The organism is Plantibacter sp. VKM Ac-2876 (assembly GCF_015350715.1).
Taxonomy (GTDB): Bacteria; Actinomycetota; Actinomycetes; order Actinomycetales; family Microbacteriaceae; genus Plantibacter; species Plantibacter auratus.
Map to the genome: position 1 here is coordinate 172,938 of NZ_JADKSI010000004.1, position 16,669 is coordinate 189,606.

Below are 16,669 nucleotides of genomic sequence, written 5' to 3' on the forward strand. Positions count from 1 at the left end.
CGGTCTCAGTCGTCGGAGGTCATGCGGTAGCCGACGCCGCGCACCGTCTCGATGAACCGCGGGGCCACGGTGCTGTCCGCGAGCTTCCGTCGCAGGTTGGCGAGATGCACCTCGATCGCGCGCTTGTCGGCTTCGCTGACGTAGTAGGCCGTGATGTAACTCTCGCCACGGAGCATGAGCGCGAGGTCCGCCTTGCTGCGCACCCGCCGGCGGGACTCCATCAGTGCCTGCAACAGGTCGAACTCGCTGCGCGTGAGGTCCACCTCGGTGCCGTCCACCTCGACGATGCGGGTGGCCGAACTGAGCTTCAGACCGCGGTGGACGAGCCACCCCTCGCCGTCGTCGGACGCTGCGGCGGCCGGTTGCATGATGATCGGGACGACCGACTGACCGACGGGCGCGACATGACGCGCGACGGTCTCGTGGACGATCGTGGGGTCGGGCGACGACACCTGCTGCTGCAACGGCGGTGCGGGGACCTGAGCCTGGGCGACGGGAGCCGGCGCGATCGCGGTCGGAGCCGGCTGCGCCGGAGCCGCCGGGGCGTCGGCCGGAGCCTCACCGTTCGCGCGAGGCCGACGGAGCATCGCCTCGATACGGGCACGGAGCTCGCGCGGACGGAAGGGCTTGGTCATGTAGTCGTCGGCGCCGGAATCGAGGCCCTGCAGGGTGTCGATCTCGTCGCCGCGGGCGGTGAGCATGACGATGTAGGTGGAGCTGATTGCTCGGATGCGCTTGGCCGCCTCGAACCCGTCGATACCCGGCATGCTGACGTCGAGGGTCGTGACGAGCGGGTTGTGCGTCCGCACCGCCTCGACGCCGTCGAGACCGTTCGCCGCGGACACCGTTTCGAAGCCGGCCTGCTCGAGGACGGTCTCGAGGAGTTGGCGGATGTCCGCGTCGTCTTCGATGACGACCGCGGTCCGACGTTCGCTCAGCTGTTCGGTCACGATGCCCCTACCCGTTCCACCCGTCAGCGACGTGCCGGATGTGGCCGTTCCCGACTCACCACGCGCTGAATCCCTTGGCCAGTTGCACGGCCTGCTCCGGCCACCATACCCCAGCAAGGGGGCCACCGTTGCACGCTCCGTCGCTCTCGCCGGGGGCTTTCACCCAGAGGTTCGCGTCGAGGTGTTCGGCCTGCGCGGTGAGGGGCTGCTGCCCCACCGTCCGGCCGGACGGGTTGCACCATTCGCCGTTCGAGCCGCTGCCGTTCCGAGAGGTGTCGATCACGTAATGAGCGCCGTCGAGGAGGCCACTCAGTTCCTCCGCATAGGCGATCTCGTCCTCGGTCGTGTTGTAGTTGGAGACGTTGGTGGCGAAGCCCGTGGCGTCAGCGACACCGGCCTCCCGGAGGAGCTCGGCCATCTCGGCGGGCGGTCGCCAGTCGGAGTGCCCACCGTCGAGGTACACGGGGACGGATGCGTCCGCGAACTGCTCGGTCGCGGCTGCCAGTTGCCGCATCCGCGCGGTGCGGTCACCACAGTCCGGCGCGAGCGCGACGGCGTCCGGTTCGAGGATGACGGCGACGCGATGATCCGCGACGGCGGCGACGATCTCGGCGATCCAGTCCTGGTACTCGTCACTCGACAACCCACCTGCGGACTGGTTGCCGCAGTCCCGCTCCGGGATGCCGTAGACGGTGAAGACCGGCATGGAGCCTGCACGCTCGGCTGACCGGACGACCTCGGAGACGGTGTCCTGGACCGTGTTCATGGGATAGCGCTCCGGGACGAGCCAGATCGCCGTCGGCTCCGCGGCGAGCCGTGACGCTGCCGCGAGCTGGTCGGCGACATCGGCCGGGTCTCCGTCTGACCCACCACTCGTGCCGGTCGTGGCGGAGCTCGACGGTTCCTCGGTCGTGGCGACCTGATCGGCCGTGGCGGCGCGGGCGGCCAGTGAGGAGGGATCGACGTACAACTGCGCTCCGTCGAACGGCCCGGCGGCGGCGTTCGGGACGCGGCTCACGAGCGACACCGCGAGCGCACCACCGGCGAGGAGGACGGCGACGACGCCGAGGGCGACGGCCGTCCGGGTACGTCGTCGGTCGCGGGGCGTTCTCGGCACGGATCCTCCTGCATGGTCATCCGCAATTGTGCCCGACAAAGTCCCGCCGCGGTGCCGATTCCCGCGAATCCGTGCCCCGAGTGGGGGACGTGTTCGCTCAGTGGCCGCACTGACGGCCCGGGGACGCGCCGAGCTCCGCCAGCGACACGCGACTGGGACTGCACACCAGGGCCCGCTCCGCAACGTTGTCCGGATCGCCGCGGCTCCCTACCCTTGATGATCGGAGCGACGCAGGGTCGCCCCAGGGCCCGAGGAGCGCACACGTGAGCACGAAGACCATCCCCACCTCCGACGCGGCCGCAGGTGGTGCGCCCGCGAAGGTCATCCCGTGGGTGCTCGGGCCCTCCCTCGTCGTCATCCTCGGCGTCGCGCTGTTCTCGATCCTGCTCCCGAAGCAGGCCGAGTCCGTCTTCGGCTCGATCCAGTCCGGCATCATCGGGAGTCTCGGGTGGTACTACGTCCTCCTCGTCGCGGCCTTCGTCATCGTCGCCATCGTCTTCGCCGTGTCGAAGTTCGGCGACATCAAGCTCGGCAAGGACGACGACGAACCGGAGTTCTCGCTCCTGTCCTGGTTCTCCATGCTCTTCGCCGCCGGCATGGGCATCGGGCTCGTCTTCTACGGCGTCGGTGAACCGCTGACGCACTTCCTCGAGCCGCGCCCCGGCGTCACAGGGTCCGAGCAGTCCCTCGCCCAACAGGCGATGAGTCAGACGTACCTGCACTGGGGACTCCACGCCTGGTCGATCTATGCGGTCGTCGGTGTGGCCCTGGCCTACGCCGTGCACCGCAAGGGACGGCCGATGTCGATCCGCTGGGCGATCGAACCACTCCTCGGCAAGCGCGTGCAGGGCGGCTGGGGCAACGCGATCGACACCATCGCCGTCATCGGCACCGTCTTCGGCGTCGCGACCTCGCTCGGGCTCGGCGTGCTGCAGATCTCCGCAGGACTCGGCTACACGGGCATCGCCGAGCCGAACATCCTCACCCAGGTCATCCTCATCCTCGTGATCACCGGTGTCACGATCTTCTCCCTCGTCTCCGGCGTGCACAAGGGCATGAAGTGGCTCTCGAACACCAACCTGATCCTCGCCGGGCTCCTCCTGTTCTTCGTCCTGTTCGCCGGCCCGACGCTGTTCCTGTTGCGCGAGTGGGTGCAGTCGATGGGCGCGTACCTCCAGAACGTGGTCGGACTGACCTTCAACGTCTCCGCGTACCAGGGTGCTGCCGGCGAGGCCTGGCAGTCCTCGTGGACGACCTTCTACTGGGGCTGGTGGATGTCGTGGGCACCCTTCGTCGGCGTCTTCATCGCCCGCATCTCGAAGGGGCGCACCGTGCGGCAGTTCGTGCTCGGCGTCCTCCTCGTCCCGACCCTCGTGACCTTCCTCTGGTTCGCCGTGCTCGGCGGCACCGCCATCATGCAGTCGCTGGAGGGGCGTGACTTCAGCGGTGCGGACGGTCCCGTCGACCTCAACACCGCCCTGTTCAACATGCTCGCCGGCCTCCCCGGTGGATCGATCGCGACCGTCGGCGCCCTGCTGCTCATCCTCCTGTTCTTCGTGACCTCGGCCGACTCGGGATCACTCGTGATGGGCATGCTCACGACCGGCGGGACCGAGCCGAGGAACCGGGTCCGGATCGCCTGGGCACTCGTGACGAGCCTCCTGGCCATCTCGCTCCTCATCGCGGGTGGTCTCGCGTCGATGCAGACGGCGGCGATCATCACCGCGCTGCCCTTCAGCGTCGTGATCATCCTCATGTGCGTCTCGTCGTTCAAGGCCTTCGGCATCGAGGTGCGACGGGAGCAGCGGGCGAAGCGCCGCCTGTTCGCCGCAGAGCTCACCGAGAGCGTCTCAGCCGACGTGAGCGAACAGCTGTCGGACCAGGTCTCGGAGCAGGTCACGGAGCACTTCGGCACGATGACCGCCCAGCTCGACCTCCGGCAGCTCGCGTCTCCGGACGCCCCGGGATCATCGGCCGTGTCCTCGGACCCGAAGCAGCAGGACCCGAAGCAGCGCCGCTCGAAGGACTGACCGGGCGGCTCAACCGACGGGGAAGCGGTCCGAGATCCAGGCCGCTTCCTCGGCGGTCGGCGACCACCCCGAACCGGCCGCGGCGTTCGCGCGGATCTGCTCCGGAGTGGTCGCGCCGGCGATGACACTCGTGAGCCCGTCTTGGGCGAGCAACCAGCCGAAGGTCGCCTCGAGCATGGAGATGCCGCGCTCGTCGCAGAAGGCCTGGTAGGCCTCGATCGCGTCCCAGGGCGCCGTGTCGAGCAGGTGCTTGCGCTGGCGCATGATGCGGCTGTCGGCCGGCCCGCCGTCGCGGGAGAACTTCCCCGTGAACAGGCCGTTGTAGAGCGGGAAGTACGGGAGGAAGCCGACGCCGGCGGCGCGCATGGCCGGGAACAGCTCGCGCTCCGCGCCCCGGACGAGCAGGCTGTACTCGTTCTGGGCCGAGATGAAGGCGGGGTGGCCGGCGGTACGAGCCGCCCAGTCCGCCTCGGTCAGCTGCCAACCGGCGAAGTTCGAGTGGCCGGCGTAGCGGATCTTCCCTTCGTGGACGAGCTCGTCCAGGGCCGCGATCGTCTCCTCGATCGGCGTGAACGGGTCTGGCGTGTGCAGCTGGTACAGGTCGATCCAGTCGGTGCCCAGGCGGCGGAGCGAGCCCTCGACCGCCAGCCGGATGTAGCGACGGGAGCCCTTGGCCCCCCAGTTCGGGATCGGGCTCTCGTAGTCCACATGGCCGAACTTGGTCGCGAGCACGATCTCATCCCGCCGTCCGGCGATCGCCTGCCCGAGGAGTTCTTCGCTCAGCCCGTACTCCCGGCCGTAGATGTCGGCGGTGTCGAAGAGGGTGACCCCGGCGTCGATGGCCGCGTCGACGACGGCTCGCGTGCCGTCCAGGCTCTCGGTGACCGTGCCCTCGCGTCCGAAGTTGTTGCAGCCGATGCCGACCGCTGAGACGAGGAGGCCGCTGCGACCGAGTGGGCGATAGCTGAGATCAGACATGCATCCAGGCTAGCCCGAGCGTCCTCCACAGGCACCCGTCGGCCCCCGACGCCGCGGCCAGGCCCACGTGACGCATCGCGCCGATCACGGGCTTCCTACGCTCGGTGCATGACCACACACCTCACCATCAGCGATCCCGTACTCCCCTGCTCCGTCATCGCCGACCCGACCGCCGAGTGCTTCCTCAGGATGCCGACACCGGTGGGGCGGATCGAGCTCCGCTCCGTCGACGACGCGGTCTCAGCCGTGCGCTTCGAGCACCACGGGCGACTCCCCCTCGACGGAGTGGACGAACGTCCCACCGCGGTCCTCCTCGACGCCGCGGAGCAGATCGACGAGTACTTCCGCGGACGACGCACCGTGTTCGACCTCCCGCTCGTCACGACCGGCACGCAGTTCCAGCAGGCGGTCTGGTCGGCGCTCGGCGAGGTGCCGTTCGGCGACACCATCGGGTACGGAGCCCTTGCGGCCGCGGCCGGTGCCCCGCAGGGCGGCCGGGCGGCCGGCCAGGCGGTTCGGGCGAACACCATCGCGCTCCTCATCCCGTGTCATCGCGTCCTCGGAACCGGGCGGATCGTGACGGGCTATTCTGGCGGGGACGGACCGGCCACCAAACGCTGGCTCCTCGACCACGAAGGGATCCCGTACCGCCGATGAGTCCAACCTCCCCGACCATCGTCGGCACCGACGGCCTGACCCGCTGCGCGTGGGCCGGGACGGACGCGGAGTACCAGCGCTATCACGACGAGGAGTGGGGCGTGCCGCTCCACGGACAGCGGCAGGTCTTCGAGAAGATCAGTCTCGAGGGGTTCCAGGCCGGGCTCTCCTGGATCACGATCCTTCGAAAGCGACCGGCCTTCCGGGAACGGTTCCACGGCTTCGACCTCGAAGCCGTCGCAGCCATGACGGAGGCTGATGTCGAGAGCCTGCTCGATGACGCCCGGATCATCCGGCACCGCGGGAAGATCAGCGCGGTCATCGGCAATGCCCGCACCGCCCTCGAGCTGGGCGACGACCTGGACGAGCTCCTCTGGAGCTTCGCTCCCCCGCCACGGCCCGCACGGTTCGCTCAGTGGACGGAGGTCCCCGCGGTGACCCCCGAGTCCACCGCGCTCAGCGCCCACCTGCGGAAGCGCGGCTACCGGTTCGTCGGCCCGACGACGATGTACGCCCTCATGCAGTCCGGAGGGCTCGTCGACGACCACCTCGTCGGCTGCTGGCGCTCCGAGAGCGCTCCCTGATCCGGAGGGGTCAGACGACGAGGGCGAGCTCGGTCACCCGACCGTCGTCGGCACGGGCGTGGACGTCGAGCACCCATCCGGTCGATCGCGCCCAGTCGAGCAACGAGTCGACATCAGGGTGGTCGACACCGGCCTCCAACAGCGCGCGAGTGAACCGGCCCTTGCCCTGCTTGTTGAAGTGGTTGAGCGCGCGACGGCGGCCATCGTCGCCGACCGTGAGCACGCGCAGGTAGACGGCACCGACACGGTCCGGCAGCGGTCCAAGCGCCGCATAGCCTTCCGAGCGCAGGTCCAACAGGACACCCGGGACGGCGTTCAACTCGCGGGCGACGGGCCCCGCCCAGTGCCGCTTGAGCACGAACCCCGGGAGCCTGGAATCGTGGGAGAGCCGATAGGCCGGAATGGGATCGAGCGCGCCGACCGGGCCGAGCAACGCCGAGTGCACGACCAGATGCCGAGCGGCGAACCGTCGGGCGTCCGGCGCGAGCGTGGCCGCGTCGAGCGCGTCGTACAGCACCCCCGTGTACCGGTCGATCGCCGGCATCGTCGAGGACGTCGCCGCCACACGGTTGCGCTGGACCTCACCGAGCTGCTTGGGGCCGAGCTTCAGAGCCTTCACCGTCGCGGTCTCATCGGCAGCGAGCGACACCAGGGCGTCGACGACATCGTTCCGGGACGAGGAGAGCCCTGGAAACCGCAGCAGGGCGGTGTCCAGGGCTCGTCCGTCGCCGCCGTCCCGCTTCGTCTCCGAAGGGGGAAGGAGGATCAGCACCGAATCAGGAGCTGGTCACGAGCGTGGCGTTGCCGGCCACGACGGTGACGGTGTTGTTCTCGACCGACAGGAAGCCGTCTTCAGCGTTCGCGACGATCTTCGAGCCGTCTTCGAGCGTGACACGGACCTCACCGGCGGCGAGGATGGCCAGCATCGGCTCGTGGCCGGGCAGGATACCGATCTCGCCGTCGACGGTCTTGGCGATCAACTGGCGTGCCGGGCCCGACCACACTTCGTGGTCGGCCGCGACGACGCTCACGGTCAGAGGAGCGGAGGCCATGACTAGCCGTTCTCCTTCTGGATCTGAGCCCACTTCTCTTCGACGTCGGAGATGGCACCGACGTTGAAGAAGGCCTGCTCGGCCACGTGGTCGAACTCACCCTTGGCGATGGCGTCGAACGACTCGATCGTCTCCTTGAGCGGAACGGTCGAACCCTCGACACCGGTGAACTTCTTCGCCATGTAGGTGTTCTGCGAGAGGAACTGCTGGATCCGGCGCGCACGCGACACCGTGATCTTGTCTTCCTCGGAGAGCTCGTCGACACCGAGGATGGCGATGATCTCCTGCAGTTCCTTGTTCTTCTGGAGGATCTGCTTGACCGTGGTGGCGACGCGGTAGTGGTCGGCACCCAGGTAGCGGGGGTCGAGGATACGGCTCGTCGAGGTCAGCGGGTCGACGGCCGGGTACAGACCCTTCGACGCGATCTCACGGGAGAGCTCGGTCGTCGCGTCGAGGTGCGCGAAGGTGGTCGCCGGTGCCGGGTCGGTGTAGTCGTCGGCGGGGACGTAGATCGCCTGCAGCGAGGTGATCGAGTGACCACGCGTCGAGGTGATGCGCTCCTGGAGGAGACCCATCTCGTCGGCGAGGTTCGGCTGGTACCCCACGGCGGACGGCATACGACCGAGCAGGGTCGACACCTCGGAACCGGCCTGGGTGAAGCGGAAGATGTTGTCGATGAAGAGCAGCACGTCCTGCTTCTGGACGTCGCGGAAGTACTCCGCCATCGTCAGCGCGGAGAGGGCGACGCGGAGACGCGTTCCCGGCGGCTCGTCCATCTGGCCGAACACGAGGGCCGTCTTCTCGAAGACACCCGCCTCTTCCATCTCGTGGATGAGGTCGTTGCCCTCACGGGTGCGCTCACCGACACCGGCGAACACCGACACACCACCGTGGTCCTGCGCGACGCGCTGGATCATCTCCTGGATGAGGACGGTCTTGCCGACACCGGCACCACCGAAGAGACCGATCTTGCCACCGAGGACGTACGGCGTCAGGAGGTCGATGACCTTGATGCCGGTCTCGAACAGCTGCGTCTTCGATTCGAGCTGGTCGAACGACGGCGGCTGGCGGTGGATCGGCCAGCGCTCGGTGATCTCGATCTGCTCGCCGGGCTCGGCGTTGAGCACCTCGCCGATGACGTTGAAGACCTTGCCCTTGGTGACGTCGCCGACGGGCACCGAGATGGGCGAACCCGTGTCAGTGACCTCCTGGCCGCGGACGAGGCCGTCCGTCGGGTTCAGGGCGATGGCGCGCACGAGGTCGTCGCCGAGGTGCTGTGCGACCTCGAGCGTGAGGACCATCGTCTGCTCACCGATCACGACGCTGGTCTTCAGGGCGTTGTAGATGCCCGGGATCGCGTCGTGCGGGAACTCGATGTCGACGACCGGGCCGGTGACGCGGGAGATGCGGCCGACGGCGCCGGCCTTCACCTCTGCAGCGCCCTGCTCGGCAGTTGCGGTGGGAGTCATGTTCTTCTCTTCTCTGTCTCTACAGATACGTGTGCGTGTTGCGATGACTAGGACGAGAGCGCGTCTGCGCCGCCAACGATTTCGGAAATCTGCTGGGTGATCTCGGCCTGCCTCGCGTTGTTGCGGAGGCGGGTGTAGTCGGTGATGAGCTTGTCGGCGTTGTCGCTGGCCGACTTCATCGCCTTCTGCGTCGCGGCGTGCTTCGCGGCGGAGGACTGCAACAGCGCGTTGAAGATCCGGCTCTCGATGTAGTTCGGGAGCAGTGCATCGAGCACGCTCTCGGCATCCGGCTCGAACTCGTACAGCGGCAGCACAGCGGTGTCGGTGGGCTCCTCGACGCCTTCGACGACCTCGAGCGGCAGGAGACGGACGACCTCGGGGGTCTGCGTCATCATGCTCACGAGGCGGTTGTAGACGATGTGGATCTCGTCGACGCCACCCTCGGAGGCGTCCGTGAGGAACGCCTTGAGGATGGACTCGCTGATCTCCTGCGCCGTGGCGAAGTCGGGGTTCTCCGTGTTGCCGACCCACTCCCCTGCAGCCTGCATCCGTCGGAACGTGAAGTAGGCGACGGCCTTCCGGCCCACGAGGTAGTGCGTGACGTCCTTGCCCTGGCTGCGCAGGAGCTCGGTCAGCTCGGCGGCCTCACGGAGGACCTGCGAGTTGAAGGCGCCGGCGAGGCCTCGGTCGGATGCGAACACGACGACCGCAGCCCGCTCAACCTTCTCCGGCTCGGTCGTGAGCACGTGGTCGACGTTGGAGTACGTCGCGACGGCGGACACGGCACGAGTGATCGCACGAGAATAGGGTCCGGAAGCCGCCACCCGCGCCTGCGCCTTCTGGATGCGCGACGCGGCGATGAGCTCCATCGCCTTCGTGATCTTCTTGGTCGTCTGCGCAGACTTGATCTTCTGCGTGTAGACCCGGAGTTGAGCGCCCATGGACTAGCGGCGACCCTTCACGATCTTCTCCTGGTTGACGTCTTCAACCGGGAGCTCCTCGACCTGCTCCGAACCGAGGGCAGCGCCCTCGCCCGTCTGGAACTCGAGCTTGAACTGGTCGACAGCGGCATCGAGCTTCGAGACGGTGTCGTCGTCGAGCACGTTCGTGTCGCGCAGCGTGGTGAGGACCTCGGTGTTCCGACCCAGGTAGTCGAGCAGTTCGCGCTCGAAGCGGAGGACGTCCTCGACCGGGACGTCGTCCAGCTTGCCCTTGGTTCCGGCCCAGATCGAGACGACCTGCTCCTCGACGGGGTACGGCGAGTACTGCGGCTGCTTGAGCAGCTCGGTGAGGCGGGCGCCACGGGCGAGCTGACGGCGGCTGGCCGCGTCGAGGTCGGAGGCGAACATCGCGAACGCCTCGAGCGAGCGGTACTGCGCGAGCTCGAGCTTCAGCGTTCCGGAGACCTTCTTGATGCTCTTCACCTGAGCATCGCCACCGACGCGCGAGACGGAGATACCGACGTCGACCGCGGGGCGCTGGTTGGAGTTGAAGAGATCGGACTGCAGGAAGATCTGGCCGTCGGTGATGGAGATCACGTTGGTCGGGATGTACGCGGAGACGTCGTTCGCCTTGGTCTCGATGATGGGCAGACCCGTCATCGAACCGGCGCCGAGCTCGTCGGACAGCTTCGCGCAACGCTCCAGCAGACGGGAGTGCAGGTAGAAGACGTCACCCGGGTAGGCCTCGCGTCCCGGCGGACGACGGAGGAGCAGGGAGACGGCACGGTAGGCCTCGGCCTGCTTCGACAGGTCGTCGAAGATGATCAGGACGTGCTTGCCCTCGTACATCCAGTGCTGGCCGATGGCCGAACCGGTGTACGGAGCGAGGTACTTGAAGCCGGCCGGGTCGGACGCAGGCGAGGCGACGATCGTCGTGTACTCGAGCGCGCCGGCCTCTTCCAGCGCACCCTTGACGGAGGCGATGGTCGAGCCCTTCTGGCCGATGGCGACGTAGATGCAGCGCACCTGCTTGTTGACGTCGCCCGACTCCCAGTTGGCCTTCTGGTTGATGATGGTGTCGATCGCGATCGCGGTCTTGCCGGTCTGGCGGTCGCCGATGATCAGCTGGCGCTGGCCACGGCCGACGGGGATCATGGCGTCGATCGCCTTGATGCCGGTCTGGAGCGGCTCGTGAACCGACTTGCGCTGCATGACGCCGGGAGCCTGGAGCTCCAGTGCGCGGCGGCCGGTGCTGGCGATCTCGCCGAGGCCGTCGATCGGGTTGCCGAGCGTGTCGACGACACGGCCGAGGTAGCCGTCGCCGACGGGGACCGAGAGGACCTCGCCCGTGCGGGTGACGTCCATGCCTTCGACGATCTCGTCGAACTCACCGAGGACGACGACGCCGATCTCGTGCTCGTCGAGGTTCAGCGCGAGGCCGAGGGTGCCGTTCGCGAAGCGGAGGAGCTCGTTCGCCATGGCGCCCGGGAGGCCCTCGACGTGGGCGATGCCGTCAGCGGCATCGATCACGCGTCCGACCTCGGTGGCCGCGGCGGTGCCGGGCTCGTAGGCCTTGACGAAGTCCTTGAGAGCATCCCGGATCTCGTCTGGGCTGATCGTGAGTTCTGCCATCATGTTCCTTTTGGTTGTGGAACCCGGGGGTTCCGAGAGGTGCGATCCGTCAGGATCAACGTCTTGAGTTGTGGAGACCGTCGGGCCGGTCCCCGCGCTGCACGGGCCGTTATCCGGCCAGTTGCAGACGGAGGTCGTTCAGTCGGGCAGCGAGGCTGCCGTCGATGACGTCGTCCCCGAGCTGCACGCGCAGTCCACCGACGACGGCGGGGTCGATCACCTGGTTGATCTTCACCTGACGGCCGTAGGCCGTGGCGAGGTGGCGCTCGAGGCGCTGGAGCTGCGACGCCTCGATCGGTGCGGCTGCCGTGACCGTGGCGACCGCGAGGCCCTGCTGGTCGGCGACGATGCCTGATGCGTACCGGAGCAGTTCTCCGATCCGACGGTCTCGCGGCTGCTGCACGAGCTGACCGACGATGCTGACGGTCTGCGGGCTCGCCTTGCCCGCGAGGAGGGACGCCGCGAGGGCGCCCTTCGCAGCGGACGAGCCGAGCTTGCTGCTGAGGGCGAGTTCGAGTTCGTGGTTGCTCGACACGAGCTTCCCGAACTCGAACAGCTCGGCCTCGATGTCGCCCTGAGCGCCGGCGGAGATCGAGGCGGCCCGGAGGCCGAGCTCCTCGATGCCTGCGAGTAGGTCGGCCTCGCTGGACCAGCGGCCGGAGACGACGGTCTGCAGCAGGCCGAGCGCCTGAGCGCTCAGCTGGGTGCCGAAGATCCGCTCGACGACGGTGCGCTTGGCACCGGCGTCGGCTGCGGGGTCGCTGAGCGCCGCGCTCAGGTGGCTCGAGCCGCCGATGGCCCGGCCCGCTGCGAACAGTCCGTCCGCGGTGGCCAGATCGGCCCCGGCGCCGAGGGCGGCGAGGGCCTCCTTCGACGAGGCGAGTGCTTCTCTGGTCGCGCTTCCCATTACTTGGCTGCCTTCTCCGACGCTTCGAGGTCCGCGAGGAACCGGTCGACGACCGCCGTGGCCTTCGCGTCGTCGTTCAGCGTCTCGCCGATGACGCCGCTGGCCAGGTCGAGTGCGAGCGTGCCGACCTCGGCACGCAGCGACACGACGGCCGCCTGACGCTCGGCTTCGATCTGTGCCTGAGCGCTCGCGGTGACGCGAGCGGCTTCGACCGTGGCCTGCTCCTTGAGCTCGGCGAGGATCGTCTGACCCTCGACACGAGCCTGCTCGCGGATGCGGCCGGCTTCCTGACGGGCCTCGGCGAGCTGAGCGTTGTACTGCTCGAGCGCCGCTTCGGCCTGCTTCTGCGCTTCATCGGCCTTGGCGATGTTGCCCTCGATGGCCGCTGCGCGGTCGTCGAGGAGCTTCTGCACCTTGGGCAGGACCAGCTTCCAGAAGAAGCCGAGGATGATGATGAAGACGACGGCAGACCAGAAGATGTCGTAGAACGCTGGGATGAGAGGGTTCGTCGGAGCGCCCTCTTCAGCAGCGATGATCACTGCATCAAACATCTTGCCTCCTTCGGAGATGTGAAAGGGGGCTTAGACGAAGATGAAGTAGGTCGCGATGCCGATGAAGGCGAGCGCCTCGGTGAAGGCGATACCGATCCACATGAGGACCTGGAGACGACCACCCAGCTCGGGCTGACGCGCGGTGCCTTCGATCGTCTTGCCGACGACGATACCCACACCGATGGCGGGGCCGATGGCTGCGAGACCGTAACCGACCGTCGCGATGTTTCCTTCAAGGGCGGCGAGAACGGTAGTTGCGTCCACGTTTGTTTCCTTCCGTTGGGTGAGACCTGGCGGGTGCCGGGCTCGATTAGTGCTCTTCTGCGACCGCGAGCTGGATGTAGACCGCGGTGAGGAGGGTGAAGACGTAGGCCTGGAGGACTGCGACCAGGAGTTCGAAGAGGGTGAAGACGAGGCCGAAGGCCAGCGTCCCGACACCCATCAGGGCGAACCATCCGCCGAGGTTCACGATGAAGAACTGCGTCGCCGCGAAGAACAGGACGAGGAGCAGGTGCCCGACGATCATGTTCATGAGGAGTCGGAGCGTCAGTGTGAGCGGGCGGATGACGAAGGTCGAGATGAGCTCGATCGGCGTGACGATGATGTACACCGGCCACGGCACCCCGGAGGGGAAGAGGGAGTTCTTGAAGAACTTGCCCGGGCTCTTCTTGATACCGGCGTAGATGAAGGTGACGTAGGACACCAGCGCGAGCACCAGCGGGACACCGATGACCGAGGTACCGGCCAGGTTCAGCCCGGGGATGATGCCCGTCAGGTTCATCGCGAGGACCATGAAGAAGATGGTCGTCAGGATCGGCAGGAACCGGAGGCCGTCCTTCTTGCCGAGCAGGTCTTCCGCGATGTTGACGCGGACGAAGCCGAGCCCCATCTCGGCGAGGCTCTGCGCGCGGCCGGGCACGAGGCGCATCTTGCGCGTCGACAGCCAGAAGAACAGGAGGAGGGCGATCACCGCGATGAAGCGGATCAGGATGACCCGGTTGATCGCGAAGGGCGTGCCCTCGAAGAGGATGATGTCAGGGAAGAACTCGTCGATCGACGGACCGTGGAACTCGCCATCTTCGGCGGCCATCGGTGCGATCAGGTGCACGGCGTTAGCGAACAGCACGTATCTCCAGTTTCGGGGGCGTGGAGCAGAGCTCTCGCGGCGACGAACAGGGGGGATGTCTCCTCGCCGCACGCCGAAGCGGTGCTAGTGGGAGGATTCGTTGACGAGTCTAGCAAGGAAACCGGGCGCCGACGAACCCAGGGGTGGTATTCCACGACTATATTCCGAGCCGCGACCTCGGGTGCGCCTGGGATACCGGTTCCGGCATGCTCCCGCGCGACCTGGATGCGTCCGCAGCGTCAGCCCTGGTCGGAGTCCTGTGGCGATGCCTTCGGAAGGATGTCGTCCGAGACGTAGGGCACCCGCACCTTCGCCGCCACGACGGCGTCGATCACGAGCGAGCCGACGACGCCGACGATGACGCTCCCGAACAGGATCGGTGCGTTGACCCAGGGCTGGTCCTTCAGGATGAAGCCCAGGACGAGGAAGATGACGAACTTCACGAGCCAGCTGCCCATCACCACCCCGAACAGGATGCCGACGAAGAACTCCTGGCCGGACCAGCGGTTGGCGAAGAGGATGCTCACCGAGGTGATGCCGAGGAACACGAGCGCCATCGCGGTGCCGATGAGCGCGCTCGTCAGCCCGCGGGAGCCGTCGACGCTCCAGCCGACCACTCCCCCGACGACGGCGATCACGAGCGCGAGGAGCGCGCTGTACCGGAGTGCCGTGCGGAAGACCCGGTTGGCGCTCGCGTGCGAGCCGGCCTGGGCGGGAGGAGTCATGGGTGCTGGTCCTTCTTGGCGAGAGAGTCGAGGGTGTCGAGGGTGTCGCCGCTCACGGGCGCCTCGGGGTCGCGCTGCCCGGAGGCCTCGTCGAGCCGATCGTACAGCGCCGACCCGGGAGCCCCCTCCGTGCCGACGTCCACGCGCTGCGCGAGCCGGTCGGCCCGCCTGCGGCGACCGATCGGCAGGAGGGTGAAGGCCGTGCAGGTGACGACGCCCACGGAGACGAAGAGCACGGCCAGCCAGGTCGGGGCCGCGAAGAACGCCAGGCATCCGACGGAGATGACGACCGTCCAGCCGTAGAAGATGAGGACGGCGTGCACCTGGCTGTGACCGAGGTCGAGCAGCCGGTGGTGGAGGTGCATCCGGTCGGCGCTGAACGGCGACTTGCCGGCGCGGAGACGACGGAGGACGGCCAGCACGAAGTCGGCGAGCGGCACGACCAGGATGGCGAACGGGAGCAGGATCGGGATGAACGCTGGCAACAGTTGCGTGCGGCCGAGGGCGGCCGGGTCGACCTGGCCGGTCACGGCGGCTGCGGAGGTCGCCATGAGGAGTCCGACGAGCAGGGCACCGGCGTCGCCCATGAACAGCCTTGCGGGGTGCCAGTTGAGCGGGAGGAAACCGAGGCAGGCACCGACGAGGATCGCGGCGATCAGCGAGGCCAGGTTGAAGTAGTCGCTCGCCCCGGTGGAGGTCACGAGCAGCTGGGTGTAGACGAAGAACACGGTGTTCGCGATGACGGCGACACCGGCGACGAGCCCGTCGAGCCCGTCGACGAAGTTGATCGCGTTCATCACGAGCACGATCGCGAAGACCGTCATCGAGAAGGACACCCACGACGAGCCGACCGTCAGGCCGCCGATGGGCAAGGAGTAGATCTGCACACCGAGCCAGGCGACGAGCCCTGCCGCCATGAACTGCGCGGCGAGCTTGATCATCCAGTCGAGGTCCCACAGGTCGTCGGCGACGCCGATCCCGACGATGAACAGGGCGGCTCCGAGGATCGCCAGCACCGGCTCAGGATCGGCGAACACGAGGTCGAAGAACGGCAGCTGCCAGGCCACGCCGAAGGCGACGAGGATGCCGATGAACATCGCGACCCCGCCGAGGCGCGGCGTCGGCGTCTGGTGGACGTCGCGTTCGCGGATCGGTGGGTGGAGACCGTACTTCACGCCGACCCGCCGCGCGAGGTGCGCGAAGCCGAAGGTGATGCCCGCGCTCACGACGAGCACGATCAGGTACCCGGAGAACTGGTTCATGGCTCGCGAGGCTCGGGGAGCAGATCGCCCACCACGTCGCGGATCGCCTCGCGGGAGACGGCTCCGTCGCGCAGGACGACGATCCGTTCGTCGGCCGTGCCGAGGCGGGTCGCGTCGATGATCGTCGACGACTGCTCGCCGCTCTCGCCGCCGTCCAGGTAGACCGAGACCGAGTCGCCGAGCATCTCGAGCGCGGCGGCGGCGGAGGTGGCGGCCGGTCGCCCGGTGAGGTTCGCCGAGGAGACCGCGAGCGGGCCGGTGTCCTGCAGGAGTTCGAGGGTCACCGGGTTCGACGGCATCCGGAGCGCGACCGTACCGGCGGTCTCGCCGAGGTCCCAGGCGAGGGAGGGCTGGGCCTCGAGCACGATGGTCAGGCCGCCGGGCCAGAACGCCTCGACGAGCCGGTGCACGGCATCGGGCACGGACGCCGCCAAAGCCTCGAGCGTGTTCACACCCGAGACGAGGACGGGCGGCGGTGATTGCCGGGTCCGACCCTTCGCGTCGAGCAGGCGCTGTACCGCGGCCGGCGAGAACGCGTCGGCGGCCACACCGTAGACCGTGTCGGTCGGGAGCACGACCAGCTCACCCCGGGCCAGGGCCGTCCGAGCCAGGCGCATCCCGGCGAGCAGCTGCGCGTGATCCTGGCAATCGAAGGTCTGCGGCATGTGGTGGGTCCTGGCTGAACGGG

18 protein-coding genes are annotated in these 16,669 nt (G+C 67.9%); 3 read left to right on the forward strand and 15 right to left on the reverse strand.

Annotation, left to right across the window (positions count from 1 at the left end; translation table 11 throughout):
- Window positions 1-5 precede the first annotated feature (5 nt).
- Both ITJ62_RS17315 and ITJ62_RS17320 read right to left on the reverse strand, forming a co-directional pair.
- Window positions 6-950, reverse strand: coding sequence for a response regulator transcription factor (locus tag ITJ62_RS17315; RefSeq protein ID WP_370581984.1), 945 nt, complete (start codon window positions 948-950; stop codon window positions 6-8).
- Window positions 951-1,005: 55 nt separating this feature from the next.
- Window positions 1,006-2,067, reverse strand: coding sequence for a glycoside hydrolase family 6 protein (locus tag ITJ62_RS17320; RefSeq protein ID WP_194604846.1), 1,062 nt, complete (start codon window positions 2,065-2,067; stop codon window positions 1,006-1,008).
- A 263-nt stretch (window positions 2,068-2,330) separates the two neighbouring features.
- On the opposite strand from ITJ62_RS17320, the gene ITJ62_RS17325 reads away from it, so the two are divergent.
- Window positions 2,331-4,097, forward strand: coding sequence for a BCCT family transporter (locus tag ITJ62_RS17325; RefSeq protein ID WP_370581986.1), 1,767 nt, complete (start codon window positions 2,331-2,333; stop codon window positions 4,095-4,097).
- Window positions 4,098-4,106: 9 nt separating this feature from the next.
- Here the strand turns inward: ITJ62_RS17325 and ITJ62_RS17330 are convergent, their stop codons facing one another.
- Window positions 4,107-5,075 (reverse strand): aldo/keto reductase, encoded by a 969-nt coding sequence (locus ITJ62_RS17330; protein ID WP_194604848.1) that lies wholly within the window; start codon window positions 5,073-5,075, stop codon window positions 4,107-4,109.
- A 108-nt stretch (window positions 5,076-5,183) separates the two neighbouring features.
- Between ITJ62_RS17330 and ITJ62_RS17335 the strand changes: the two genes are divergently transcribed.
- Together ITJ62_RS17335 and ITJ62_RS17340 are read left to right on the forward strand one after the other, a co-directional pair.
- On the forward strand, window positions 5,184-5,732 hold the full coding sequence (locus tag ITJ62_RS17335) for a methylated-DNA--[protein]-cysteine S-methyltransferase (protein ID WP_228498755.1): 549 nt from the start codon (window positions 5,184-5,186) through the stop codon (window positions 5,730-5,732).
- Entirely contained in the window at window positions 5,729-6,316 is a 588-nt protein-coding gene (locus tag ITJ62_RS17340) for a DNA-3-methyladenine glycosylase I (RefSeq protein ID WP_194604851.1), read from the forward strand. The genes ITJ62_RS17335 and ITJ62_RS17340 overlap by 4 nt, the downstream gene beginning before the upstream one ends.
- A gap of 10 nt (window positions 6,317-6,326) precedes the next feature.
- Here the strand turns inward: ITJ62_RS17340 and ITJ62_RS17345 are convergent, their stop codons facing one another.
- From ITJ62_RS17345 to ITJ62_RS17400, 12 genes are all read right to left on the reverse strand, one after another.
- A complete protein-coding gene (locus ITJ62_RS17345) occupies window positions 6,327-7,088 on the reverse strand; it encodes a peroxide stress protein YaaA (protein WP_194604854.1) in 762 nt (253 codons plus the stop codon).
- Between the two features lie 4 nt (window positions 7,089-7,092).
- Window positions 7,093-7,368: a F0F1 ATP synthase subunit epsilon gene (locus ITJ62_RS17350; protein WP_064295316.1), complete on the reverse strand. Its 276-nt coding sequence runs from the start codon at window positions 7,366-7,368 to the stop codon at window positions 7,093-7,095.
- 2 nt (window positions 7,369-7,370) lie between these two features.
- Window positions 7,371-8,837, reverse strand: coding sequence for a F0F1 ATP synthase subunit beta (atpD, locus tag ITJ62_RS17355; protein WP_064295315.1), 1,467 nt, complete (start codon window positions 8,835-8,837; stop codon window positions 7,371-7,373).
- 47 nt (window positions 8,838-8,884) lie between these two features.
- A complete protein-coding gene (locus tag ITJ62_RS17360; RefSeq protein ID WP_064295314.1) occupies window positions 8,885-9,778 on the reverse strand; it encodes a F0F1 ATP synthase subunit gamma in 894 nt (297 codons plus the stop codon).
- 3 nt (window positions 9,779-9,781) lie between these two features.
- Window positions 9,782-11,410, reverse strand: coding sequence for a F0F1 ATP synthase subunit alpha (gene atpA, locus ITJ62_RS17365; RefSeq protein WP_071262368.1), 1,629 nt, complete (start codon window positions 11,408-11,410; stop codon window positions 9,782-9,784).
- 109 nt (window positions 11,411-11,519) lie between these two features.
- Window positions 11,520-12,317 (reverse strand): F0F1 ATP synthase subunit delta, encoded by a 798-nt coding sequence (locus ITJ62_RS17370; RefSeq protein ID WP_071262369.1) that lies wholly within the window; start codon window positions 12,315-12,317, stop codon window positions 11,520-11,522.
- Window positions 12,317-12,868, reverse strand: a complete 552-nt coding sequence (locus tag ITJ62_RS17375; protein WP_194604858.1) for a F0F1 ATP synthase subunit B — start codon at window positions 12,866-12,868, stop codon at window positions 12,317-12,319. Before ITJ62_RS17375 ends, ITJ62_RS17370 begins: the two co-directional genes overlap by 1 nt.
- A gap of 30 nt (window positions 12,869-12,898) precedes the next feature.
- Complete coding sequence (atpE, locus tag ITJ62_RS17380; protein WP_064295310.1) at window positions 12,899-13,132, reverse strand: ATP synthase F0 subunit C; 234 nt, start codon at window positions 13,130-13,132, stop codon at window positions 12,899-12,901.
- Between the two features lie 46 nt (window positions 13,133-13,178).
- Window positions 13,179-13,958 (reverse strand): F0F1 ATP synthase subunit A, encoded by a 780-nt coding sequence (atpB, locus tag ITJ62_RS17385; protein ID WP_175117868.1) that lies wholly within the window; start codon window positions 13,956-13,958, stop codon window positions 13,179-13,181.
- 275 nt (window positions 13,959-14,233) lie between these two features.
- The gene (locus ITJ62_RS17390) at window positions 14,234-14,719 is read right to left on the reverse strand and encodes a hypothetical protein (protein WP_085513235.1); all 486 of its coding nucleotides are present in this window, start codon (window positions 14,717-14,719) and stop codon (window positions 14,234-14,236) included.
- A complete protein-coding gene (locus ITJ62_RS17395; RefSeq protein ID WP_194604861.1) occupies window positions 14,716-15,981 on the reverse strand; it encodes an MraY family glycosyltransferase in 1,266 nt (421 codons plus the stop codon). The genes ITJ62_RS17390 and ITJ62_RS17395 overlap by 4 nt, the downstream gene beginning before the upstream one ends.
- Window positions 15,978-16,646, reverse strand: coding sequence for an L-threonylcarbamoyladenylate synthase (locus ITJ62_RS17400; RefSeq protein WP_085513240.1), 669 nt, complete (start codon window positions 16,644-16,646; stop codon window positions 15,978-15,980). The genes ITJ62_RS17395 and ITJ62_RS17400 overlap by 4 nt, the downstream gene beginning before the upstream one ends.
- Window positions 16,647-16,669: the final 23 nt, after the last annotated feature.